At 65.2% G+C, this 19488-nt stretch carries 20 protein-coding genes; 4 read left to right on the forward strand and 16 right to left on the reverse strand.

Annotated elements, in window-relative coordinates:
• Positions 1–74: 74 nt before the first annotated feature.
• On the reverse strand, positions 75–815 hold the full coding sequence (locus AC27VE_RS07735) for an aldolase (protein ID WP_488703484.1): 741 nt from the start codon (positions 813–815) through the stop codon (positions 75–77).
• Positions 816–858: 43 nt separating this feature from the next.
• Positions 859–1572 carry a haloacid dehalogenase type II gene (locus AC27VE_RS07740; RefSeq protein ID WP_488703485.1) on the reverse strand — a complete coding sequence of 238 codons (714 nt, stop codon included), beginning with the start codon at positions 1570–1572 and terminating at the stop codon, positions 859–861.
• A gap of 151 nt (positions 1573–1723) precedes the next feature.
• Between AC27VE_RS07740 and AC27VE_RS07745 the strand changes: the two genes are divergently transcribed.
• A complete protein-coding gene (locus AC27VE_RS07745) occupies positions 1724–2599 on the forward strand; it encodes a LysR substrate-binding domain-containing protein (protein ID WP_488703486.1) in 876 nt (291 codons plus the stop codon).
• Between the two features lie 70 nt (positions 2600–2669).
• Here the strand turns inward: AC27VE_RS07745 and AC27VE_RS07750 are convergent, their stop codons facing one another.
• The 4 genes from AC27VE_RS07750 to AC27VE_RS07765 all read right to left on the reverse strand — a co-directional run bounded on the left by AC27VE_RS07750 (position 2670) and on the right by AC27VE_RS07765 (position 5160).
• Positions 2670–3071, reverse strand: coding sequence for a YchJ family protein (locus tag AC27VE_RS07750; RefSeq protein ID WP_488703487.1), 402 nt, complete (start codon positions 3069–3071; stop codon positions 2670–2672).
• A 17-nt stretch (positions 3072–3088) separates the two neighbouring features.
• Positions 3089–3361, reverse strand: coding sequence for a GNAT family N-acetyltransferase (locus tag AC27VE_RS07755; protein WP_006223530.1), 273 nt, complete (start codon positions 3359–3361; stop codon positions 3089–3091).
• Between the two features lie 90 nt (positions 3362–3451).
• Positions 3452–4135 (reverse strand): hypothetical protein, encoded by a 684-nt coding sequence (locus AC27VE_RS07760; RefSeq protein WP_488703488.1) that lies wholly within the window; start codon positions 4133–4135, stop codon positions 3452–3454.
• A gap of 77 nt (positions 4136–4212) precedes the next feature.
• The gene (locus tag AC27VE_RS07765; RefSeq protein WP_427959678.1) at positions 4213–5160 is read right to left on the reverse strand and encodes a 3-hydroxyacyl-CoA dehydrogenase NAD-binding domain-containing protein; all 948 of its coding nucleotides are present in this window, start codon (positions 5158–5160) and stop codon (positions 4213–4215) included.
• A gap of 115 nt (positions 5161–5275) precedes the next feature.
• Between AC27VE_RS07765 and AC27VE_RS07770 the strand changes: the two genes are divergently transcribed.
• Entirely contained in the window at positions 5276–5908 is a 633-nt protein-coding gene (locus tag AC27VE_RS07770) for a cysteine peptidase family C39 domain-containing protein (RefSeq protein ID WP_488703489.1), read from the forward strand.
• A 4-nt stretch (positions 5909–5912) separates the two neighbouring features.
• On the opposite strand, the gene AC27VE_RS07775 is transcribed toward AC27VE_RS07770, so the two are convergent.
• Positions 5913–7310, reverse strand: a complete 1398-nt coding sequence (locus AC27VE_RS07775) for an MFS transporter (protein WP_488703490.1) — start codon at positions 7308–7310, stop codon at positions 5913–5915.
• A gap of 137 nt (positions 7311–7447) precedes the next feature.
• On the opposite strand from AC27VE_RS07775, the gene AC27VE_RS07780 reads away from it, so the two are divergent.
• Together AC27VE_RS07780 and AC27VE_RS07785 are read left to right on the forward strand one after the other, a co-directional pair.
• Positions 7448–8317 carry a LysR family transcriptional regulator gene (locus AC27VE_RS07780; RefSeq protein ID WP_488703491.1) on the forward strand — a complete coding sequence of 290 codons (870 nt, stop codon included), beginning with the start codon at positions 7448–7450 and terminating at the stop codon, positions 8315–8317.
• A gap of 102 nt (positions 8318–8419) precedes the next feature.
• The gene (locus AC27VE_RS07785) at positions 8420–9835 is read left to right on the forward strand and encodes an amidase family protein (protein ID WP_488703492.1); all 1416 of its coding nucleotides are present in this window, start codon (positions 8420–8422) and stop codon (positions 9833–9835) included.
• A gap of 9 nt (positions 9836–9844) precedes the next feature.
• Here the strand turns inward: AC27VE_RS07785 and AC27VE_RS07790 are convergent, their stop codons facing one another.
• From AC27VE_RS07790 to AC27VE_RS07830, 9 genes are all read right to left on the reverse strand, one after another.
• Positions 9845–10381, reverse strand: coding sequence for a GNAT family N-acetyltransferase (locus AC27VE_RS07790; RefSeq protein ID WP_488703493.1), 537 nt, complete (start codon positions 10379–10381; stop codon positions 9845–9847).
• 24 nt (positions 10382–10405) lie between these two features.
• Entirely contained in the window at positions 10406–11191 is a 786-nt protein-coding gene (locus tag AC27VE_RS07795; RefSeq protein WP_488703494.1) for a 2-keto-4-pentenoate hydratase, read from the reverse strand.
• 4 nt (positions 11192–11195) lie between these two features.
• Positions 11196–11576 carry a hypothetical protein gene (locus AC27VE_RS07800; RefSeq protein ID WP_488703495.1) on the reverse strand — a complete coding sequence of 127 codons (381 nt, stop codon included), beginning with the start codon at positions 11574–11576 and terminating at the stop codon, positions 11196–11198.
• 159 nt (positions 11577–11735) lie between these two features.
• Positions 11736–13016, reverse strand: coding sequence for a glutamate-5-semialdehyde dehydrogenase (locus AC27VE_RS07805; protein ID WP_488703553.1), 1281 nt, complete (start codon positions 13014–13016; stop codon positions 11736–11738).
• A 105-nt stretch (positions 13017–13121) separates the two neighbouring features.
• On the reverse strand, positions 13122–14177 hold the full coding sequence (holA, locus tag AC27VE_RS07810) for a DNA polymerase III subunit delta (RefSeq protein WP_488703496.1): 1056 nt from the start codon (positions 14175–14177) through the stop codon (positions 13122–13124).
• 3 nt (positions 14178–14180) lie between these two features.
• A complete protein-coding gene (locus tag AC27VE_RS07815; protein WP_488703497.1) occupies positions 14181–14843 on the reverse strand; it encodes an LPS-assembly lipoprotein LptE in 663 nt (220 codons plus the stop codon).
• 11 nt (positions 14844–14854) lie between these two features.
• Positions 14855–17512 (reverse strand): leucine--tRNA ligase, encoded by a 2658-nt coding sequence (gene leuS, locus AC27VE_RS07820; protein WP_488703498.1) that lies wholly within the window; start codon positions 17510–17512, stop codon positions 14855–14857.
• An 84-nt stretch (positions 17513–17596) separates the two neighbouring features.
• Complete coding sequence (locus tag AC27VE_RS07825; RefSeq protein WP_488703499.1) at positions 17597–18820, reverse strand: MFS transporter; 1224 nt, start codon at positions 18818–18820, stop codon at positions 17597–17599.
• A gap of 54 nt (positions 18821–18874) precedes the next feature.
• Positions 18875–19387 (reverse strand): MarR family winged helix-turn-helix transcriptional regulator, encoded by a 513-nt coding sequence (locus AC27VE_RS07830; protein WP_088590847.1) that lies wholly within the window; start codon positions 19385–19387, stop codon positions 18875–18877.
• Positions 19388–19488 lie beyond the last annotated feature (101 nt).

Here is a 19488-nt window from a genome sequence, read left to right on the forward strand (position 1 = left end):
GGAAAACGGATTTGAATTAAAGAAACCCCCTCGCGGCTGGCGCCGCGAGGGGGTTTTGCGTTGGAGCTAAGAAATCAGGGCAATTGGCGGCGCAAGGCAGCGAAGAAGAGTTCCGACTGCAGGCGTTCACTTTGAATCTGCGCGGCGACTTTGCTGGCGATGGCGGTATCGACCGGCTTGAGCGGCCGTCCGGTGGATTGCGCCAGGACCTGGGCGGTACAGGCGCGTTCGAGGAAGAATAGGTCGTCGTAGGCATAGTCCAGGCGTTCGCCGCACACGACGACCCCGTGATTGCCCAGGAACACGATATCTGCGCCCTGCATGGCGTGGGCGATGCGTTCGCCTTCGCTGACGTCCAAGGCCAGGCCGTTGTAGTTTTCGTCGATGGCCAGGCGTCCGTGGAAGCGCATGGCGTTCTGCGACAAGGTCGTGTCCAGTCCGCGATCAGAGGTCAGCGTCAGCGCCGTGGCGTACGGCATGTGCGTATGCAGGACACAGGCCTTGCCGGCGATACGGTGAATGGCGGCGTGGATGAACATGGCGGTGGGCTCCACTTCGTGGCGTCCGGCCAGCTTGTTGCCATTGGCGTCGATCAGCACGATATCGTCAGCTTGCACTTCATTCCACATCAGGCCGCGCGGGTTGAGCAGGAAGTGGTCCGGATCGCCGGGCAGTGCCACGCTGAAATGATTGCAGACGCCTTCGCCCAGGCCGTGGGCGGCAGCGGCCCGCAGCGCAAGCGCCAGATCTGCGCGCAGTGCAGCAACGGGTTCTGCGTGGAAAAGAGCGTCGGCGAAACGGGGTTCTTGATTCATGACTGCCTTCAAGGAGTTGGAGGGGTGAGGCCGGCGCCCGTCGTCAGAGCCAGCCGGCGGCGCGGAACAGGTCGGGCACACGATCCAAAGTCGGTACGGTAGCGTCCGGGAGGTAGTCCGGCAAGAGCTTGCGGCCTGTACCGCGGTCGATCCATACGCAGCGAAAGCCGATCTCTCGGGCGGCGGCATGGTCCAGATGGGGGCTGGCGCAGATATGAACCACCTCGTCTGGCGTCACGCCTAGGCTGTTGTAGGCGTGGGCGAAGATCTTGCGGGAGGGCTTGTAGGCCCCTGCCTGTTCGGCCGTGATGACGCGATCGATATGGCCGCCCAACTGGCCCACATTGCCGGCGATGATCTGGTCATCGGTATTGGAAATGATGCACAGACGGAAGCCGGCCTGCTTCAGGGCGGCCAGCGTATCCACAACTTCAGGGAAGGGCGGCATGGCGGAGATGCTGCCGGTAAGCATTTCGGCGTCTTCTGGACGATAGGCAAGGCCGAAGTCCTGCATCGTGAGCCGTAGCGATTCCCGCGTGATGTCCGCAAAGCTGCGATGCGGTGGGGTACGTTCCAAGCGGTGTTCGTGTTCGTCGTACACATGCAGGAATTGCGCCGGCGTGGGTGCGTCTTGCGCATCACTGCTGGTCGCCAGAATGCGGGACACCGCCGCTTGCAAGCCTTCGTCCCATTGAATCAGCGTGCCGTAGCAGTCGAAGGTGAGCCATTTGGGACGGGGAAGATGATCCAGCGGCATATCGATTTCCTCATGGATGAAGGGGAAGGGTAGAGTCAGCTTAAAGTCCGGCTTACAAAGTCGTAAAATTAATAATTAGAATCCGCTCAGTTGCTAAGTCGATATCTGGCCCCCTTTCTAACTGCTGTCTCTAGACGGATGACGAACCATCATGTTGGACCTTGAACTCCTGAGAACCCTGGTGTGCGTCGCGGATGAAGGCAGCTTCACGCGGGCGGCCAGTAGGGTGCATCGCACGCAGTCCACGGTGAGCCAGCAGGTGCGCAAGCTGGAGCAGACCGTCGGCAAGACGCTTTTGCTGCGGGACCGTGCGGGCAGCGACGTCGTGGCGACCGAGGACGGCGAGCTGATGCTGGTGTATGCACGCCGTTTGCTGGCCATGGCGGACGAGGCCGAGCATGTCGTGGCGGCGCCCCGCGCGGCGCGGGTGTTGCGGCTGGGAATTCCTGAAGACTTCGATGTGTCGCGGCTGACGGTGCTGCTGGCGGGCTTTGTCGCTAGGCATCCCGAGGCGCGCCTGGAGACGATCAGCGGCATGAGCACGGACCTGCGCGGCAAACTCGCTTCGGGCGATCTGGATCTGGCGCTGATCAAGCGGGAGCCGGGCGACGGTGCCTGCCTTGCGGCCTGGCCCGAGCGGCTGGTCTGGGTGGGCGACAGGCGTCACCTGGCGGGATCCGCAGCCGTGCCGCTGGTGCTGTTTCCCCATGGCTGCATCTATCGCAAGCGCATGATCTACGCTTTGGAAAGCGCGGGGCGCCCCTGGCACGTCGCATATCACAGCCATAGCCTGGCGGGCGTTCAAGCTGCCGTGGCGGCCGGGTTGGGCGTGAGCCTGCTGCCTGCTTTTGCAAGGCTGGAGACGCATGCGCTGCTAGGTGCGCAAGAAGGATTTGCGGCGGTGCCGCCGACCGAGCTGGCGATCGTGGGCAACTCGCGCGCGGCAAGCGGCATGGAGCAGCAGTTGGTGGCGGCGCTTAAGCAGGCTGTCGAGACGGATATCCAGAGTCTGGTTGCCAGCGTATAGGGCTTCTGGGATTCCCGCTGCGCGCCAGCCAGCGCCTACTGGGCAATCGGCATGCAGCCGTCACGTCACGTCAATTCAGATCGCCGTCGACGTAATACCAATGGCCGCCTTCCCTGACGAAGCGGCTGATTTCATGCATGCGGTGCGCGCGGCCGGCCTGGCGGCTGCGTGCGACGAATTCCACCGTGGCGTGGTCGGCGTCCTGATCGCGGGCTTGCTTGATGGTCAGTCCCAGCCATTTGAGGTCGGAGGGATTTGGCTCCAGCGACTCGGGGCGGGTGCTGGGATGCCAACTGGCCAGCAGGTAGGGCAGCTTGTCCAACACAAACGCGCTGTAGCGCGAGCGCATCAGCGCTTCGGCCGTCGGGGCCTGCATGGCCAAGGGGCCTTCATGCCAGCGGCCGCAACAGCGGGAATAGGTCGCGCCGCCACACGGGCAGGGCTCGGCCAAGGGTGGGGATTTCTTCGTCACGATAGGGGGTTGGGCGCTTAGGCGCGCAGGTCGTTGTATTCAGGGTGGCGGCGCATGTAGACCTCGGCGTAGGAGCACAAGGGGCGGACTTTCCAGCCGTTGGCCCGAGCTGTGTCCAGCGCAAACTTGGTGAGTTCCGCCGCGATGCCGCGGCCGCCCACCTGGCTGGGTACGCCGGTGTGGACGATGGCCATGACGTCCGCCTGGAGCTGATAGTCCAGCACGCACAGGACGCCATCGACCGTGGCGGTGAACCGGGATTGTCCGGGGTCTTGGGTGACGACGGTCATTCGGAGATTCCTTGGTCTGGTCAGGATACGAAGCCTAACGCCCAGATTAACAGTTGCGGGCGTAGGAGCGGGGCAGGTGCAGGGGAGGAACTAATCGTCGCGCCCGAGCGTGACGAAAATGCCGTCGGCTTCGTGTAATCGGGGGCCCGCCGGCAGGATCAAGATCGAGACGTCGTCGGGCAGCTTGGCGGCTAGCGCTTTCAGGCGTTCGCTGACGACGCCCTCCAGTGAATCGCGGCTTGCCTCGGCAGGGATGGCAAGGCTTAGCGCGACCTTGTTCCAGGCTTCCCAGGATTCCGGCGCTTGCCGGTACGTCAACGTTGTCCATGCCGACGGGTTGATGATGCTGCCATCCGCCAGCCGGGGAGGTGCATCGCGCCAGGCTTCGAGCTTCTCGCGCGTGGCGCCCGCATAGATCCATGAGGCTGGCGTGCGGATTCCCTTGCTGGCTTGGGCGGGAATATCCAGTTTGGCGGCCAACGCCTCCAATGCCTGATCCGTGGACAGCCTGGCTTCCTGAAGCCGGACGGGATCAATCGAGATCCAAAGCTGGAGGGGCTCTGGCAGATTGCTCCAGACCTGGGTGATGAATTGATTGTCACCAATGCCCGGGCCGATCGTTTCGGCAGCCAGTCGTTGCAGCTCGGGCTTGCTCAGCCGGGGGCTGGCGACCAGCAGATAGAGATCGGCGCTGGGAACGGCGCCCCACACCAGGGCGGGAGGCTGGACCGCGTCTGACGCACTGGCCTGCGTGGCACTTGCGGGCAGGCTCACGCAGAAGGCCAGTGCGGTAAGCAAACTGCGGCCTATTGGCCGCATGCGGTGAATCGGGGTCACGAGAAAATAGGCCCTTAACGACGCAAGGTCTTGAGCAGCGCCGTGAGCTGAGCGTCGCGGTTTTCCACGAGGTCTGCAATGCTGCGTTGGCCGGCTTCGGCGTTGACGCCTTCGATCAGGCGTCGTTGCAGTTCGGGCGTGACCTCGGGTGCGCCCAGGTCATCCCACCAGGTTTGCACCGGGCCCAGCAGGTGGTCCATGAAGTTGGCCAGGCCGCCTGCACCGCCGCCCAGGTTGAAAGTCATGTGGGGGCCGAAGAGCGCCCATCGCAAGCCCGGGCCTTGCGAGACGGCGGCGTCGATGTCCGCCACACTGGCGACGTTTTCGGCGGCCAGGTGGATGGCTTCGCGCCACAGTGCCGCTTGCAGGCGGTTGGCGATGTGACCGGGCACTTCCTTGTTCAGGCGGATGGGATGCTTGCCCATCGCCTGGTAGAAGGCGATGCTGCGATCAATGGTCTCGGCTGAGGTCTGGTCTCCGCCCACCACTTCGACCAGCGGGATCAGGTGCGGCGGGTTGAACGGATGGCCGATGACGAAACGCCCGGCATGGCGGCAACGCGATTGCAGGCGGCTCATGATGAGGCCCGACGAACTGGACGCCACGATGACGTGCGGCGGCAGGATGGCGTCCATGCGCGCGAAGAGATCGATTTTGAAGTCTTCGCGTTCGGGGGCATTTTCTTGCACGAAGTCCACGCCGGCCAAGGCGACCGTCAGGTCCGGCTCGAAGCGCAACGCATCGGGCGACGCGCCGTCGGCCACGCGGCCCAGCTCTTTCAATACGGGCCAGGCCGCTTGCACGCGGGCACGAGTCAGGGCTTCGGCGTCAGAGGCCGGATCGCTGACGACAACTTCCAATCCGTGTGCCAGGAACAGCGCGGCCCAACTGGCGCCGATGGTGCCTGCGCCGACGATGGCGACGCAGCGGATGGACGGATTGGACGTGGCGGTGCTGGGCATGCGGCTCTCCGGTAGGTGGGGAATCGCCACATTGTGAAGCAAACGCGGGACCGTTGCCACGGCACCCGTTGAACGGCAAGATGACGGATCTTCCTGAACACACGGAGCACGCCAAGTGGATGCCAGATATGCCGGCCAATCGGCCGTACCGTATTTTTGCCAATGGGAATCGGCCCACCTGGCGGACGCGATCATCCGGAAGGAACTCGCGCTGGCCGACGATCCGGCATGGCCGACATCCGGTGCCCGCGATGTCGAGGAATATGTCCGCTGGGCCAATCACGTCTGCGGCATGGCGTGCCTGAAGATGGTGTTGGCGGCGCGCAGCGGGCAGATTCACCCCACGCTGGAACTGGCCCGGCGCAGCCTGGCGTTCGGTGCCTATACGGACCGCGAGGGCGAGATCAAAGGGTTGATCTATGCACCGTTCGTGCGCTTCGTCACGGAGGAGTTCGGACTGGACGCCCAGGTGCACGTCGGGCTGGAGACTGCGGCGTTGCCCGCCGTGCTGGAAGGCGCCGACTACTTCATGGCTTCCGTGCATCCGGACATTCGACAGACCGACCGGCCTCCCCCCAGCAAAGGCGGCCATCTGGTGCTGGTGACGCGGGCGTCCGCGACCTCAGTCACGTTTCACAATCCGTCCGGCGAAGTGGGCCAGCAGGCGGATGTCGAGTTGCCGTTGACCGTGTTCGACGCGTTCTTTGCCGGACGGGGCATCGCCATCCTGCCGGGCAGGCTGGAATGAGCCCTCAGGCGTTGCGCGCGCGCCGCAGGTGCCGCCAGACCAAGGCCACGGCCACGGCATAGCTGGCGGCGATGACGACATAGGCCACCGGCAGGCTCGCGTGCCAGTCGGGCAGCAGATGCAGGATGGTGCCCATCAGCGCGACGCCAACGAGCGCGCCCGACTGGCGGTTGGCATTTAGCGCCGCCGCCGCGCTGTTGGCGTGATGCTTGCCCGAGACCTGCATGACGACGCTGGTCATCGCCGGCACGGCGATGCCAACGCCCAGGTTGCCAAGCGCGACCATGATGGCGAACGGCCAGTAGGCCATGTCCGGCGAGAAGGCATAGATGCCGGCGGCGCTCATGATGGTGGCAAGGGATACGCCGCCCAACAGTGACGCCGATACGTTCCAGCGCGCCGAAACACGGCCCGAGATCATGTTGCCGATGGAGAACACGGCCAGCATGGGCACCAGCTGGATGCCGGTCTGCAGGGCGTCCGTGCCGCGCGCATGCTGCAGGAACAGGCTGAGCAGGAACAACTGGCCGTAAGACGCCAAGTTGATCAGAAAGCCTACACCGTTGGCCGCCGCGAACTGTGTCGTCTTGAACAGCGCACGCGGCAGGATCGGTTCGGCGTGCCGGCGTTCGCGGCGCACCAGCAGCACGACGGCCACGGCGCACAGTGCCGCGACGCCTGCGATCCTGCTCGACGTCCATCCATAGGCATTGCCCTGGATCAGCACGAAGCACAGGGACGACAACGCGACGACGCCCAATAGGTGGCTCAGCGGATTGAGCGCCCGGGGGCGGCGCGGCGCGGCCTGGATGCGGCGGCGGGCCAGCCACAGTCCGACAATGCCCAGCGGCAGATTGATCAGGAAGATGCCGCGCCATCCGAATTGGTGGATCAGCACGCCACCGAGCAATGGGCCGGCGGCGCCCGCTACCGCCACGATGGCCGACCAGGCGGCCAGCATCCGGTTGCGTACGTGTTCGTCTTCATACGCATGGGTCAGCAGGCTCAAGGAGCTGGGCATGAACAGCGCGGCGCCCACGCCCTGCAGCATGCGGGCCGCAATCAGCGAATCCGCGTTGGGCGCCAGGCCGCAAAGCAGTGACGCCAGCGTGAATACGCCCAAGCCGCTCAGGTAGATGGTCTTGGCGCCGTAGCGGTCCGCCAGCGCTCCGGCCACCAGCAGCAGGGCGGCGAAGGTGAGCGTGTAGCCGTCCACGATCCAGACCAGGTCGGTCAGCGGGACGGTGAATTGCAGCGCAATGCTGGGCAGCGCCACGTTGACCACGGTGACGTCCAGCATGGCCATCACAAAGCCGATGGCCAGGGTGACGAGCGGTAGCCAGCCGGTAATGGGTTTGACGTCCACGGCGGGGACGGGGGCTTGAGGGCAGGCGGTAGTCATGATGGCAGTGAAGTGTTGCGGCATTCCGAGGGCTGAATCTTAGGAGGTTTCAGCGATGCAAAAAATCCGTATATGTGCTTTATAGTGATGCAAAAATGCATCGACTCGGCCCTTGCGGTCCGGGTAAAAGGGACGCCATGGATTGGGACAACGCCAGGATTTTCCTGGCCATCTATCGGATAGGCACATTGCGCGGCGCAGCGGCCCTGCTGCAGATCGACCAGGCCACGGCTGGCAGGCGCCTGGCCGCGTTGGAGTCTTCCCTGGACGCGCGGCTGTTCCTGCGCACGCCGGGCGGCTATGTGCCGACTGCGGCGGGCGAATTGGCGTTTGCCGCCGCCGAGCGCATGGAGCAGGCGGCCGACCAGCTGCAGCGGCAAATGCAGGGCCTGGACCACCGCTTGTCCGGGATCGTGCGCGTGGCAGCTTCGGAAACCGTGGCCAGCTACTTCATCATGGAGGCGGTGCGCCGCGTGCATGCCCAGCACCCGGATATTCGGGTGCTGCTGTCCACGTCGATCCAGATCAGCAACCTGACGCGCCGCGAGGCGGACTTGGCCATCCGCAACGTCAAGCCCGACAACCCGGACCTGATCCAACGCCACCTGACGCGCAAGGACGTGGGTCTGTACGCGTCGCGCAGCTATCTTGCCAAGCATGGTGAGCCGCGGCCGGGCACGGCGTTCGCCGGCCATGCGCTGGTGACGTACCAGCAGTCCGTGCTGCCGGGCTGGTCCGATACCTTCTGCGGCGAACCCACGGGCAATGGCCATGTCGCCATCGAATTGAATTCGGGGCTGATGATCATCGAGGCCGTGGCGGCTGGCCTGGGTATCGGCGAACTGCCTACCCATATGGCGCCGGACTATCCGGAACTGGTCCGTATTTGGCCCACCCGCAGCGAACCCTACGACCTGTGGCTGGTGATGCATGGCGATCTGAACCGCACTGCGCGCGTGCGCGCGGTAGCCGATGCGATTGTCGAGGTCTTCGAAACGGAAAAATAGCGGCCGGCCCGCGACGCACTGCGGTAAACCGTGGCTTGTGGGCAGGCACGGCAGGCGCTAAGGTTTGCTTGCCCCCGAAAAACATCCCTTGAGGAGTGACGCGTGTCCGAAATCTGGCGTTTGTCCGCAGTTGAACTTGCCGCCCGCATCCGCAATCGCGACGTGTCCGCCACCGAAGCGGCGCATAGCGCGCTGGCGCGGCTGAACGCCGCGAATCCGGCAGTCAACGCGGTGGTCGATCACCGTCCGGAAGATGTACTGGCGCAGGCTGCGGCCGTGGATGCCGCGTTGGCGCGCGGGGAAGACCCCGGCATCCTGGCGGGCGTACCCGTCACCGTGAAGGTCAATGTTGACCAGGCGGGCTACGCCACCACCAATGGCGTCACCCTGCAGAAAGACCTGATTGCCGCCGTGAACAGCCCGGTGGTGGACAACCTGCGGCGGGCTGGCGCCGTCATTCTGGGCCGCACCAATACGCCGGCATTTTCACTGCGGTGGTTCACAAGCAACGCCGTTCATGGCGAAACGCGCAATCCCCGCAATGCGGCGCTGACGCCCGGCGGATCCTCGGGCGGCGCGGCGTCGGCCGTGGCGGCCGGCATCGGGCACCTGGCGCACGGCACGGACATCGCGGGTTCCATCCGCTATCCCGCCTATGCTTGCGGCGTGCACGGGCTGCGCCCGTCGCTGGGCCGCGTGCCCGCATACAACGCCGCCTTGCCCGAGCGTTCGATCGGCGGGCAACTGACCGCAGTGTCGGGGCCCTTGGGGCGCACCATTGCCGATGTGCGCCTGGGGCTGGCCGCGCTGTCGGCGGCGGATCCGCGCGACCCTTGGTGGGTTCCCGCGCCCCTGGTGGGGCCGGAGGTGCCGCGGCGCGCTGCGCTGTGCGTGAATCCGGAGGGCATGGAAACCGAACCGGCGGTCGTCAAGGCGTTGCAGGACGCCGCGCGCAGGCTGACCGAGGCCGGCTGGACGGTCGACACGCTGGATTCGATTCCGCCGCTGCAGGAGGCGGCCGATCTTCAGATCCGCATGTGGATGGCGGACGGCTACGACGGCATGCTGGCCGCTGCTGAGAAAGAAGGCGACCCCGGGGCATTGGTGGCATTGCGCGGCCAGCGCGATAAGGCCGCGGGCGCCGATCTGACCAGTTTTTCGGCCGTCTTGACGCGTCGTGCGACGTTGACGCGCTTGTGGGAATTGTTCTTTGCGGAGTATCCGATCCTGCTGTTGCCGGTGTCGGCCGAGTTGCCGTTTCCGGACAAGCTGGACTTGCAGGGCGATGCGGCCTACGCGCGGGTGTGGCGCGCGCAGATGACTCAGATCGGTGTGCCTTTCATGGGCTTGCCCGCGTTGTCGGTCGCGATGGGCGGCGCAATGAGCAGCGTGGGGCCAAGCCCTGTGGGCGTGCAGATCGTGGCCGGGCGCTACCGCGAAGACCTGTGTCTGGCTGCCGGTGAAGTGATCGAAGCTGCCGGAGAGCCGGTCAGCATCGCGGAACCCAAGGCGCGCTAGTTCAGGCGTTCAACCGTATGCGGAGGCAGGCGTTGCCGCTTGCCATTCCGCGCGCAGCAATCCCATCATGCCGGTGTCCCAACGCTCGTCTCCGGCGCGCGTGGACGAGCGCCGCACGCCTTCCATCGTGAAGCCCAATCCTTCATAGGTACGGATGGCGGGCGTGTTGAACATGTAGACGTTCAGTTCCAGGCGCTCGATGCCAGGGGTCTGGAAAGCTTCTTCGATCATCATCGTCACCATGGGCCGGGCCAAGCCTTGCCCGCGTTCGGCGGGGGCGATGGCGACACGACCCAGGCGGGCGTTGCCGTCGCGCCAGTCGTACGCCAACTGCGCATGACCCACAGGCGTGCCGTCACGGCAAACCATCCAGCAGCGGCGATTTGGCGGGCTGGCCTGTCCTTGCGCCAGCATGTCGGACATCTCGGCTTGCGTAAGCGGGAACGACAGGTGGGAGCCCCCCCATTGCACGACTTCTGGCAGGCTGGAAAACCAGCTGGCCAAGAGCGGAAAGTCCGAGGAAGCAAAGGGGCGCAGAGTCAGCATGGCACAGGTTCCAGCGAGGATGCGCTAGTGGTTGAACCGCAGGCGCAGCACGCCCAGGTCGCCGTACGTCAGTTCGATGTCTTGATTGGCGGGCACGTCCAGGAAGCCAGCATACGAACCCGTGATGACGTGCTGGCCCGCATGCAGGCCCAGGCCTTGTTCGCGCAGGAAATTCGCAAGCCAGTACAGGCCCGCCTTGGGGTGGCCGTTTGGGTGGAAGCCGGCATGCTGCTCGATTTCCTGGCCATCGATTGCCAGCGTGAGGCTCATGCTGGCGGGGGCGGCATCCGGCGATACGATGCGCGGGCCCAGCACGATGCCCTGATTGAACATGTGGTCGGCCAGCAATTCAGGCAGGCTCGCGTGTTCGGGCGACGCGTAGCGGCAACCCAGGACTTCCAGCGCAAGCCGGGCGCCGCCGATTGCGGCATCGACGTCAGCCTCGGTGTACGGGGTGTCGCGAGCAGGCAGGTCATGTGCCAGTTCGAACGCGAATTCGGGTTCGACGCGCACGATGGCGGTGCGGCTGGCGATGGGGCCGGCTTCGGCGTAGGTCGTGTTCGACGCATAGATCGGCGCCACCACGGTTTTTTCGGGCGACGGCAGTGCGCTTTTCCATGCCGCGATGCGGTCTTGCCGGGTTTCTTGCAGCAACTGCGCCGTGCGCTGCTGCACGGCGAATGCCTGGCCGAGGGACTGCGGGCGGAAGGCGGCGGGCAGGCGCGGGCCGGCCACGCCGGAATCCCGGGCGGCGATCAACGCGCGGGCGGCGTCCAGGCTGCCGGGATAGTCTTCAATTTTGATCTGCATGCGTTCATGCTCCCAGGTACAACATGATCCACAGGATGATCATGGCGATAAGGCCCAGCCAGCAAGAGCCCCAGAAACCGACGATGGGCCACTTCAGCGCCAGCGGCGTCTTCTTCGGGTCGACATGGCCCAGCAGGTCATTGGCGTTGCCAATCAGCCAGAAGCGGGTGCCGGGGAACATCAGGCGGAAAAAGTAATCCAGCATGATCGCGGCCTGGATGGACAGCGGATATTGCTTGAACGGGCGGTGCTGCAGGTAAGGGTGCTTCAGCGTGGCGTTGATCTGCTTGCTCTTGAAGAAAAACAGCACGATGCCGCTGAGCGAGCAGGTGATGAAGCAGAGCACAAATAGGCTGAACGCCATGGCCATGACGGGTGAATGCATGGGGGTCTCAAGAGTGCGCGGCGTGCCGCGTTGGGATGATAAGAAGCCTGGAAAAATATCCTGGCCGTATTGTAGAAGGCTTGGCGCAGCCCCGTGTTCAGGGCTGCGTCAGCCGTGTGCGCCGGAGCCAAGCGCCCCCGCGGCACGCGGACGTCGGCGTCAGCCGCGCGTCTGGCCTTCGCCGCTAAGCACCCACTTCAGCGTGGTCAAGCCTTCAAGGCCGACCGGGCCGCGGGCATGCAGGCGATTCGTGGAGATACCGATCTCGGCGCCCAGCCCGTATTCGAAACCATCGGCGAAGCAGGTGGGCAAGTTCACATAGACCGAGCTGGAATCGACTTCGCGCTGGAAGCGCTGCGCGGCTGACAGGTCTTCGGTGACGATCGCGTCAGTGTGGCCGGAACCCCAGCGCGCGATGTGTTCGATGGCGTCGTCCAGCGTATCGACGATGCGTACCGCCAGGATCGGGCCCAGGTATTCCGTGCCCCAGTCTTCGTCGGTGGCCGGCGTGATGTGCGGCAGCAGGGCCAGCGTGCGCGGGCAGCCGCGCAGTTCGACGCCGTGTTCGATGAAGGCCGCGGCCAGCGTGGGCAGGATGGAAACGGCGGCGACGGCGTCGACCAGCAGGGTTTCCATGGCGCCGCAGATGCCGTAGCGGTAGGTCTTGGCGTTGAAGGCAATGCTGTGCGCCTTGTCCGGATCGGCCGCAGCGTCGATATAGATATGGCAGTTGCCGTCCAGGTGCTTGATGAGGGGCACGCGGGCTTCTTGCGACAGGCGGGCGATCAGGCCCTTGCCGCCGCGCGGCACGATGACGTCGATGTGTTCGGTCATGGTGATGAGCTTGCCTACGGCGGCGCGGTCGGCCGTTGCCACGACCTGCACGGCGTCTTGCGGCAGGCCGGCGGCGGCCAGGCCCGTTTGCACGACTCGGCCCAGGGCGATGTTGGAGTGCAGCGCTTCGCTGCCGCCGCGCAGGATGGCGGCGTTACCGGACTTCAGGCATAGCGCGGCAGCGTCGATCGTGACGTTGGGGCGCGATTCGTAAATGATGCCGATGACACCGAGCGGCACGCGCATCTGGGCCACACGCATGCCGTTGGGGCGCACGGTGGTGGCGGTGATGCTGCCGATCGGGTCAGGCAAGGCGGCGATCTGGCGCAGTCCCTCGGCCATGTGGGCGAGGGTCTTGTCGGATAGCGTAAGGCGGTCAAGCAGTGCCGGTTCCAGGCCGTTGGCGCGGGCGGCGGCAACGTCCTTTTCATTGGCGGCTTTCAGCTCGTCGTGGCTGGCGGCCAGGGCGTCGGCCATCGCCAGCAGCGCCTTGTTCTTGGCGGCGCTGTTGGCGCGCATCATGGCGCGCGAGGCGTGGCGGGCGTTCTCGCCCAAGGTCAGCATGGCGTGTTCGATGGAGGACGAGGACATGGCGGCGTCGATCATGGAGTTAGGGCGGCGCAAGCGCCGTCTGAATATTTCAGTGTATATCCGGCTGGAGGGCCGGGCGTAGGGAGCGGGGGCGAGGCGAAGGCGGCGGCAATGCCGCCTTCACGGTCGTCCGCCGGCGGCGGCGACCCGCAGCGCCAGCCGGGTCATTTCTTCCCAGGGGTCGGACAGGCGACCGGGCACGGAGAGGCCCTTGATCAGGCGGTCGACTTCGTGGGCATGCTGCACTGCAGCCGGCCAAACGCCGGGCTGCACCCGGCTCAGGGCTTGCAGCGCGAGGCGTTCGTGAGCGCCGAAAATGCGCAGGCGGCGCATCAGGCCGTTGACGTCCTGGCCCAGCGCGCGCGCTTCCGCGACGCGGGCTAGCAAGCGGATCTCTTCGCCCACCGCCCACAGCACCAGCGGCAGAGCTTCGCCTTCGGCACGCAGGCCGTCGATCATGCGGATGGTGCGGGAAATGTCGCCGGCCAGCATGGCGTCGCGCAGGCCGAAGACGTCGTAGCGGGCCACGTTCAGCACCGCGCGTTCAACGTCTTCCGCCGCCAATTGGCCCTCGGGGTAGAGCAACCCCAGTTTCTGGATTTCCTGGTGCGCCGCCAGCAGGTTGCCTTCGACCTTGTCCGCCATCCATTGCAGGGTGGCGCCGTCGGCGCGCTGGTTCTGGCGGGCCAGCCGCATCCCCACCCAGGCCGGCAACCGGCCGCGCTCAATATTGGGGATGTCGACCATCATGCCGCCGCGGGCCAGCGCCTGGACCCACCGGCTTTCGCGGGTGGCTTTGTCAAGGCGGGGCAGGGCGATCAGGACCAGGGTGTCCGCATCCGGCTGCTTTTCGGCTTGCTCGGCCAGTTTGGTGAGCGTATCGGCGCCGGACTTGCCGGGTTTGCCGGTAGGGATCTTGATTTCAAGGATGCGGCGGTCGCCGAACAGCGAGACGCTTTGGGTGGCGGCGGTGACCGCGCTCCAGTCGCTGCGCGCGTCCATCACCATGGACAGCCGTTCGGAGTAGCCGGCGTGGCGCGCCGAGGCGCGCAACGCGTCAACCGCTTCGGTTACCAGCAGGGGCTCGTCGCCCGATACCGTGTACATCGCGGCGAGCCGGTTGCCCGGCCGATGCAGATGTTCGGCCAGCCGGTCCGCGTCCATAGACTGTGCCATGGGCTAGCGGAGGATGGCCGGGTCAGTGGTGGACGGCGTCTGCCACGGCGTGGGCGTGCGCTGCGGTTGCGGCGCATTCGGGTCGTACAGCGGGATTTCGCCGTTTTCACCGCGTTCCTCGGCGTTTTCGAAGGCACGGCGCACATCAGGCGCGGTCATGCGGCGCAGCACTCGGGTGACGAGATCGCGTTGCATGGCCTTGTAGAGTGTCTCGATCTGGCCTTGCTTGGCCTGCACGACCTGATCGTCATACGGCATTTCGCGGTAGATCGACAGCGTGGTGTCCGGGATCAGCGCGCGCCCCTTGTTGTCGATCAGGCGGAACGTGTAGTTGATGCCGAGTTCGTATTCCTCGACACGGCCCTGCGCGTTCAGCGAGACCTCACGCAGCGTGCGCGTATCGGCGACTTGCTGCAGGATGGCTTGCGCCTCCTTGGGCGTGTCCACGAGCTTCGTATTGGGCGAGGCCGCGCGTAGCGAACGGCGCACGTCGGCGCCGAACTGGGAGTTGTCGGGGATGCCGACATACAGCGTGTCGAACGGCATCGGGGTGACTCCCCGCAATGCGAAACCGCATGCGGAGAGCAGCATGAACAGCGCCATGCAGGCGCCGCGCAGCAGCCAGGATTGGCGGGAGGAGTGCGTTTGTTGCCCGGCGAAGTACATGCTTGACCTCATCAGCCTACGACGTTGACCAGTTTGCCCGGAACCACGATAACGCGCTTGGGCGGACGGCCTTCCAGGAAGCGGGTGACTTCTTCCTGGCTGGCGGCGAGCTTCTCGATATCTTCCTTGGGGGCGGCGGCGGCCACGCGGATCGAGCCGCGCAGCTTGCCGTTGACCTGGAGCATCAGCTCGATTTCGTCCGCGATCAGCGCGGCTTCGTCCACATGCGGCCACGGCGCGTCAAGCAGGTCGCCCAGTTCCTTGGCGTAACCGAGGTCTTGCCACAGGTGCCAGGTGATATGCGGGACGACGGGATACAGCACGCGCAGCAGCACGCCAAGGGTTTCGGCGTAGGCGGCGTCGGAGGCGGCGTCTTCGGCCAGCTTGGCATCGTCGATGGCGTTCAGCATCTTCATGCAGGCGGACACGACGGTGTTGTACTGGATGCGCTGGTAGTCGTAGTCGGCTTGCTTGAGCAGCGTGTAGACCTCGCGGCGCAGATCCTTGACGGCGGCCTGGGCTTGCGACCAGTCGGCACCGTTGGCCAGACCGCGCGCCACGGCATCGCGGCGGGCGTAGCTGATCGACCAGAGGCGGCGCAGGAAGCGGTTCGAACCTTCTACGCCGGAGTCGGACCATTCAAGGGTCTGCTCGGGCGGGCTGGCAAACATGACGAACAGGCGGGCCGTGTCGGCGCCCAGCGTATCGATCAGCGATTGCGGGTCGACGCCGTTGTTCTTGGACTTGGACATCGTGCCCACGCCGCCATAAGTGATGGCGGAGCCATCCGACTTCAGCTTGGCGCCGGTGATGGCGCCGCGGTCGTCATAGACGTTTTCGACGTCTTCGGGCCAGAAATATTCGATGCCGCCCTGGGGCGTCTTGCGCGAATAGATGTGGTTCAGCACCATGCCCTGGCACAGCAGCTTGGTGAAGGGCTCGTCGAAGTTGAGCAAGCCCATGTCGCGCATGACCTTGGTCCAGAAACGGGCGTACAGCAGGTGCAGCACGGCGTGCTCGATGCCGCCGATGTACTGGTCCATCGGCATCCAGTAGTCATTGCGCGCATCGACCATGGCGGTGTCGTTGCCAGGCGAGGTGTAGCGCATGAAGTACCAGGACGAGTCCACGAACGTATCCATCGTGTCCGTTTCGCGGCGCGCGGGCTTGCCGCAGCTGGGGCAGGCGCAGGACAGGAAGGCTTCGTTCTTGGTCAGCGGGTTGCCGCTGCCGTCGGGGATCAGGTCGTCGGGCAGGACGACGGGCAGGTCTTTTTCCGGGACCGGAACGGGACCGCAATCCGCGCAGTGGATGATCGGGATCGGGGTGCCCCAGTAGCGCTGGCGCGAAATGCCCCAGTCGCGCAGGCGCCACGTGGTCTGCTTTTCACCCAGGCCTTGCGCACCCAGGTCGGCGGCGATGGCGTCCACGGCCTCCTTGTGCGAGAGACCGTCGTACTTGCCCGAGTTGATGGTGCGGCCGGACTGCTTGTCGCCGTACCATTCCTGCCACGCGTCGGTGGAGTATTCCTTGCCGGCCACGTCCACGACCTGGACGATGGGCAGCTTGTATTTCTTGGCGAAGGCGAAATCGCGCTCGTCGTGCGAGGGCACGCCCATGACGGCGCCGTCGCCGTAGGTCATCAGCACGTAGTTGCCGACCCAGACCTCGACGTCTGCGCCCGTCACCGGGTGCGTGACGGACAGGCCGGTGGGCATGCCTTCTTTTTCACGCGTGGCCATTTCGGCCTCGGTCGTGCCGCCCAGCTTGCATTGCTCGATGAACGACGACAACTGCGGGTTGTTGCGTGCCGCGTGCGTGGCCAGGGGGTGTTCCGGCGCCACGGCGCAGAACGTCACGCCCATGATGGTGTCGGCGCGGGTGGTGAAGACGTACAGCTTGCCGTCCTGGATCAGCTGGCCGTCCGGGCCGGCGATCTTGTGCGGGAAGGCAAAGCGCAGGCCCTCGGACTTGCCGATCCAGTTTTCCTGCATCAGGCGGACGCGCTCGGGCCAGCCGGGCAGGTCGTTCTGGACGGCGCCCAGCAGCTCGTCGGCGTAGTCGGTAATGCGCAGGTAGTAGCCCGGGATCTCGCGCTTTTCAACCAGCGCGCCCGAACGCCAGCCGCGGCCGTCGATGACTTGTTCGTTGGCCAGCACGGTCTGGTCCACCGGATCCCAGTTCACGACCTGGGTCTTGCGGTAGGCCACGCCCTTTTCCAGCATCTTCAGGAATAGCCACTGGTTCCACTTGTAGTACTGCGGATCGCAGGCGCACATTTCGCGCGTCCAGTCGATCGCCAGACCCATCGACTTCATCTGCTTCTTCATATAGGCGATGTTGTCGTAGGTCCACTTGGCCGGCGGCACCTTGGACTTGATGGCGGCGTTTTCCGCCGGCATGCCGAAGGCGTCCCAGCCCATGGGCATCAGGACGTTATAGCCACGCATGCGCAACTGGCGCGCCATCATGTCGTTGATGGTGTAGTTGCGCACGTGGCCCATATGCAGCTTGCCGCTGGGGTAGGGCAGCATCGAGCAGGCGTAGAACTTAGGCTTTTCGGAGCCGTCCGCGTTCTTCGCGTGTTCGTGGACCAGATAGGCGTCGCGGGCCTGCCAGTCTTGATGGGCGGCCGCTTCGACGGTAGTGGGGAGGTAACGTTCCTGCATGGGCTCGGGCACGGTGGCAAAAAAGGGTGAGCCGCCCTGCCGCGCGGACGCGGTGGCGGTCAAAACCCCTGATTATAGGAGGTGCTAGGCGCGGGCAGGGGACGGAGCCGTTTCCGGGATGCGGGCACTGGGCGAGAACGCGCCATATGCCAAGGTAACAACGCCCAGGACGGCGCCCGCGGTGACCACGCCGGGCCAGCCAAAATGGGCGTAAAGCCAGGACGATACCAGTGAACCGGTCGCCCCGCCGATGAAGTAGCAGGTCATATAGCCGGCGGTCAGGCGGCTGCGGGCCTCCGGGCGCAGGCGGTACAGCGCGCTGCTATTGGTGACATGGACGCCCTGGATCGCCAGATCCTGGATCAGGATGCCTGCTAGCAGTGCGACGACCGAGACCTGGCCGAAGGCCAGCAAGCCCCAGGAACCCAGCAGCAGGAGCAAGCCGACCCGGGTGGCCAGGTTGCCCAGGCCGCGGTCGGCCAGACGGCCGAATCGGTTGGCGGCATAGGCGCCGGCCGCCCCCGCCAGGCCAAACAGCCCGATGGTGGTGGTGCTGTATTCATAGGGAGGGCTGGACAGCAGGAAGGTCAGCGTCGTCCACAGCATGCTGAAGGCGGCGAACAGCAGGAAACCCAGCAGCGATCGGGCGCGGAACAATGGTTCTTCGATGAACATGCGCAGAATCGAGCCCAGCAGGCGCGGATAGCTCATCGACGTGGGGCTCTGGTAGCGCGGCAGCAGACGCCACAGGGCGGCGGACATGGCCGTCATCAGGATCGCGGCCACCCAGTACACCGTGCGCCAGCTGCCCACGTCGGCCAGCGCGCCGGCGACGGTGCGGGCCAGCAGAATGCCCAGCAACAGGCCGCTCATGACGGTGCCGACCGCCTTTCCGCGTTCGTGCGGCGCCGCCAGCGTGGCGGCGAACGGCACCAGGATCTGGGCGACGACGGACAGCAAACCGGTCAAAGCCGTGCCCACCAGCAGTACGGCGATGCTGGTGGCGAACGACGAAATCAAGAGACCGCCCGCCGACAGCAGCGTCATCAGCACGATCAGGCTGCGGCGTTCGAACATGTCGCCCAGCGGGACCAGCAGCATCAGTCCCAGCGCGTAGCTGAGCTGCGCGGTGGTGACGATGGCGCCGGCCGTCGCGTTGGACAGCGAAAACTGCTGGCCGATCGTGTGCAGCAGGGGTTGCGCGTAGTAATTGCTGGCGACGGCCAGGCCGGTGGCGACCGACATCAGCAGGATGATCGGCGCGGTCAGGGTGGGCGGGGTTGTCTGGGCGGGTGAAGCGGAAGTCATGGAGGCAGGCAGAAGGGGATGCGGGGCGAGGCGCAGGGGTGAGGCAGGCCGGGCTCAGGCGCCGATGCCGCCGGGGGTTTCCTGGTCGTGCTTGATCAGCAGCTTTTTCAGCAACCCGGCCATTTGCTTGCGCTCGGCCGCGGACAGCGGGTCCAGCAGTTCGTTCAGGTCTTTCAGATAGTCCTTCAACACCAGCTTGATCACGCGCAGCCCTTCCGCGGTCAGTGACACGATGATGCCGCGACGGTCGTCGGGGTTGGGATTGCGGACCAGCAGTCCGGCCTGCTCCAGGCGGTCCAGGCGGTTGGTCATCGCGCCGGAAGTCAGCAGCAGGGCGTCTACCAGCTTCTGCGGATTCATGGCGTGGGGAGCGCCGGTGCGGTACAGCGTGGCCAGGACGTCGAATTCGCCCTGGTGCAGGTTATAGCGGCGAAAGCTGCGGTTCACGTTGCGGGTGGCAAAGGCGTTCAAGCGGAACACCCGGGTGACGACCGTCATGGCCGCGAAGTCCTGGTTGGGACATTCCGCAGTCCATTGCGAGATCACCTGATCGACGAGGTCATTCATGCGAAATCCGAATTTACTTTGATATGAAGTTTCTTTACGTTGAGATAAATTCTAACAGCAGGACCGGACGCCGCGCAAAGCGCGGGGCAAAAAAGAAGGGC

Source organism: Achromobacter sp. 18P8.1.1 (assembly GCF_057799415.1).

What these genes read in the sequence shown, in the direction of transcription:
- AC27VE_RS07735 (WP_488703484.1), bottom strand. Translation starts at nt 815, where the DNA reads ATGAATCAAGAACCCCGTTTCGCCGACGCTCTTTTCCACGCAGAACCC.
- AC27VE_RS07740 (WP_488703485.1), bottom strand. Translation starts at nt 1,572, where the DNA reads ATGCCGCTGGATCATCTTCCCCGTCCCAAATGGCTCACCTTCGACTGC.
- AC27VE_RS07745 (WP_488703486.1), top strand. Translation starts at nt 1,724, where the DNA reads ATGTTGGACCTTGAACTCCTGAGAACCCTGGTGTGCGTCGCGGATGAA.
- AC27VE_RS07755 (WP_006223530.1), bottom strand. Translation starts at nt 3,361, where the DNA reads ATGACCGTCGTCACCCAAGACCCCGGACAATCCCGGTTCACCGCCACG.
- AC27VE_RS07765 (WP_427959678.1), bottom strand. Translation starts at nt 5,160, where the DNA reads ATGCCCAGCACCGCCACGTCCAATCCGTCCATCCGCTGCGTCGCCATC.
- AC27VE_RS07775 (WP_488703490.1), bottom strand. Translation starts at nt 7,310, where the DNA reads ATGACTACCGCCTGCCCTCAAGCCCCCGTCCCCGCCGTGGACGTCAAA.
- AC27VE_RS07780 (WP_488703491.1), top strand. Translation starts at nt 7,448, where the DNA reads ATGGATTGGGACAACGCCAGGATTTTCCTGGCCATCTATCGGATAGGC.
- AC27VE_RS07790 (WP_488703493.1), bottom strand. Translation starts at nt 10,381, where the DNA reads ATGCTGACTCTGCGCCCCTTTGCTTCCTCGGACTTTCCGCTCTTGGCC.
- AC27VE_RS07795 (WP_488703494.1), bottom strand. Translation starts at nt 11,191, where the DNA reads ATGCAGATCAAAATTGAAGACTATCCCGGCAGCCTGGACGCCGCCCGC.
- AC27VE_RS07800 (WP_488703495.1), bottom strand. Translation starts at nt 11,576, where the DNA reads ATGCATTCACCCGTCATGGCCATGGCGTTCAGCCTATTTGTGCTCTGC.
- AC27VE_RS07805 (WP_488703553.1), bottom strand. Translation starts at nt 13,016, where the DNA reads ATGATCGACGCCGCCATGTCCTCGTCCTCCATCGAACACGCCATGCTG.
- holA (WP_488703496.1), bottom strand. Translation starts at nt 14,177, where the DNA reads ATGGCACAGTCTATGGACGCGGACCGGCTGGCCGAACATCTGCATCGG.
- AC27VE_RS07815 (WP_488703497.1), bottom strand. Translation starts at nt 14,843, where the DNA reads ATGTACTTCGCCGGGCAACAAACGCACTCCTCCCGCCAATCCTGGCTG.
- leuS (WP_488703498.1), bottom strand. Translation starts at nt 17,512, where the DNA reads ATGCAGGAACGTTACCTCCCCACTACCGTCGAAGCGGCCGCCCATCAA.
- AC27VE_RS07825 (WP_488703499.1), bottom strand. Translation starts at nt 18,820, where the DNA reads ATGACTTCCGCTTCACCCGCCCAGACAACCCCGCCCACCCTGACCGCG.
- AC27VE_RS07830 (WP_088590847.1), bottom strand. Translation starts at nt 19,387, where the DNA reads ATGAATGACCTCGTCGATCAGGTGATCTCGCAATGGACTGCGGAATGT.